Source organism: Nocardia sp. NPDC052112, assembly GCF_040680135.1.
Lineage (GTDB): Bacteria > Actinomycetota > Actinomycetes > Mycobacteriales > Mycobacteriaceae > Nocardia.
The window spans coordinates 1-1813 of record NZ_JBFAWD010000078.1 but is presented as its reverse complement, the minus strand read 5'-3'; the positions used below and the strand labels follow the sequence as shown (position 1 = coordinate 1813).

Below are 1813 nucleotides of genomic sequence, written 5' to 3'. Positions count from 1 at the left end.
GGATTCCCAACGATGGGAACTCGCCCGCGCACCGCAGCGGTCAGGATTTTCCACGGGAGAAAACACGTTGACGTGCACGAATCGCCCTCACCAGCTAGTGCCTCGTCCAGATAGGTTGCCTTGGTAACCGGGTGTCGGGGTGATCGTGAGCCTGTGGCTGGTGATGCTGCCGGTGAAGGTGGTGCCGGTGGCCCGGAAGCCCGAGGTATTTGTGCGAGTGGTGAGCCCGGAGGAGGGGCGCCGGTTGCAGAGGATCACGAAGACGAGCAGACAACCGATCAGGATGCGACGCGCGATCGTGGTGATGGCCTCGGCGCAGCGGCAGCCGGTCCCCGCGATCGCCCGGTTGATGCAGGTCAGCGACGCTTATGGGCGGCAGGTGATCCACGAGTTCAACGAACCGGGGGTTCGAGGCACTGGACCCAAAATGGAGCGCGAGCAGGCCGAAGAAGGTCGATCAGGCGACCCGTGAAAGCATCGCCCGCATCGCCCGGTGCTTCCCCCTAGATCTGGGCTGGCCGTTCTCTGTGTGGAGCCTGTCGAAACTGCGAGAAGTGGTGGCCACCAACGAGATCGCCGATATCAGCCGTGAGACTCTGCGCAAGATCCTCAAAGGCGAGGGGTGTCGTAGCAGGCGGTCAAGACCTGGAAAGCCGGCACCGACTCAGAGTTCAATGCCAAAATGGGCCGTATCCTCGACCTCTACGACCATCGGCCCGCCGACGGGCGGGTGATCTGCGTTGACGAGTTCGGGCCGTTGAACCTGCAACCCCGCGCTGGTCGCGGCTGGTTTCCACGACAAAGCCCGAAACGGTTGCGGGCGACCTACCACCGCACTCAGGGCGTGCGACACCTACTCGGCGCACTGGATCTGGCCAACCGGGAAGATCCACTACCGGATCCGGGATCGCAAGCGATGGCAGGAGTTTCTGGCGCTGTTGAAGTCGCTGGCCCGGCGAGAATATCTACGTCATGCCGACAACTTCTCCCCGCACAAGCGAGCCGAGGTCCGGGACTGGGCCGCAGCCCACGGCATGGAACTGGTGTTCCTACCCACCTACTCGTCGTGGCTGAACTGGATCGAGTCCGAGTTCGCGGCCTTGCGGTACTTCGCGTTGAACGGAACCAACCACCGCAGCCACGGCGACAGGACGCCGCGATCGGCGCATACATCCGCTGGTACAACCAGCACGCCAAGCCCAAACGCGAGCTCGCCGTCAACTCCAAGATCCGGCTACCCGATTACCTACGAAGGCTGCTTGACACGGCACTAGCCATTACACACCGATAGTGGGAGGAGGTGTCCGATGAGTCGCCTGCCCTTCGAGTGCACTGTCCTGGATATCGCCCGACTGCGGCGTGGGTCGGGTGGAGAGTCGTGACGAGTCCTGTGGATGTCGAGGTCCCGGCTGATGATGTCGGCGAGGCGGAGGGGAAGGGGCCTGCATTGTCCGGGCTCGGCGGTGGCGGTGGTGGCAGGAAGGGTTCGAACTCGGGTGGCAGCAGTGGTGATAAGGGCGCCTCGAGCGGGTTGACTCCCGAGGCCGAGGAAGCGTTGAAAACCCTGAAACTATTGGCCGCGGTCTACGGCGACGGTGACACCACCGACCCCCAGGTCAAAGAACTACGCAAAGAGTTGAGTGTCAGCGGATCCGGGAACACCGCGGAGCGAACAGCTTGGATGATCGGCCGCCAGGAGTAGCGGCCTCCAGCATCGGCCCCACCTCGGGCGGCGCTGTCGTTTCTCCTTTACCGAAGGCCTCCCAGTCCATGCGCGCAATGCCTTTAAGCCCATCCTTGGTATCGAGGTCAA

At 63.1% G+C, this 1813-nt stretch carries 4 protein-coding genes; all 4 read left to right on the top strand.

Annotation, left to right across the window (positions count from 1 at the left end; all coding sequences use genetic code 11):
- Positions 1 to 139 precede the first annotated feature (139 nt).
- The 4 genes from AB0L58_RS43005 to AB0L58_RS42990 all read left to right on the top strand — a co-directional run bounded on the left by AB0L58_RS43005 (position 140) and on the right by AB0L58_RS42990 (position 1702).
- Entirely contained in the window at positions 140 to 472 is a 333-nt protein-coding gene (locus tag AB0L58_RS43005) for a helix-turn-helix domain-containing protein (RefSeq protein ID WP_364397527.1), read from the top strand.
- Complete coding sequence (locus AB0L58_RS43000) at positions 417 to 734, top strand: helix-turn-helix domain-containing protein (RefSeq protein WP_364397529.1); 318 nt, start codon at positions 417 to 419, stop codon at positions 732 to 734. Before AB0L58_RS43005 ends, AB0L58_RS43000 begins: the two co-directional genes overlap by 56 nt.
- Before the next feature lie 204 nt (positions 735 to 938).
- The gene (locus tag AB0L58_RS42995; RefSeq protein ID WP_364397524.1) at positions 939 to 1274 is read left to right on the top strand and encodes a transposase; all 336 of its coding nucleotides are present in this window, start codon (positions 939 to 941) and stop codon (positions 1272 to 1274) included.
- Between the two features lie 104 nt (positions 1275 to 1378).
- Positions 1379 to 1702: a hypothetical protein gene (locus tag AB0L58_RS42990; RefSeq protein ID WP_364397522.1), complete on the top strand. Its 324-nt coding sequence runs from the start codon at positions 1379 to 1381 to the stop codon at positions 1700 to 1702.
- The last annotated feature ends 111 nt before the right edge of the window (positions 1703 to 1813 follow it).